This window comes from Skermanella aerolata KACC 11604, from assembly GCF_000936425.1.
GTDB classification, from domain to species: Bacteria; Pseudomonadota; Alphaproteobacteria; order Azospirillales; family Azospirillaceae; genus Skermanella; species Skermanella aerolata.
Genome location: NZ_AVFK01000223.1, coordinates 1 through 408 on the forward strand (window position 1 = coordinate 1; position 408 = coordinate 408).

Annotated in this window: 1 protein-coding gene and 1 pseudogene; both read left to right on the top strand. The window is 57.1% G+C overall.

Annotated elements, in window-relative coordinates:
* The coding region (locus N826_RS39295; RefSeq protein WP_044438128.1) for an IS3 family transposase at positions 1 to 221 on the top strand (221 nt) is incomplete at its 5' end.
* Positions 218 to 408, top strand: a pseudogene (locus N826_RS45110) (IS3 family transposase); the annotation flags it as partial. The gene N826_RS39295 and the pseudogene N826_RS45110, both read left to right, overlap by 4 nt.

Here is a 408-nt window from a genome sequence, read left to right on the forward strand (position 1 = left end):
AGCGGGTGGCGACGGTCGCCAGGAATCTCGGCCTGTCGGAGCAGACGCTACATAACTGGGTCAAGGCAGCGGGCAACGGTGGGTTGAAAAGTTCTGCTACACCGGCAGTCAGTGCTGAACAGATGGAAATCAGTCGTCTACGAACGGAATTGTCGCGTGTGAAAATGGAGCGCGACATCTTAAAAAAAGCAGCGGCGTACTTCGCCAGGGAGTCGCTGTGAAGTACGCCTTTATCGAGCGGCACCGACGGGACTGGCCTGTCTCGATACAATGCTCTGTCCTGGATGTCAGTGCCAGAGGATTTCATCAATACCTGCGTCGGACAAAAATCCCCGACAAGGACGTGGGGCGCGTCAGTGACATGGCCCTGCTGGCCCACATCAAGGCGATCCATGCCGAAACCAGGGG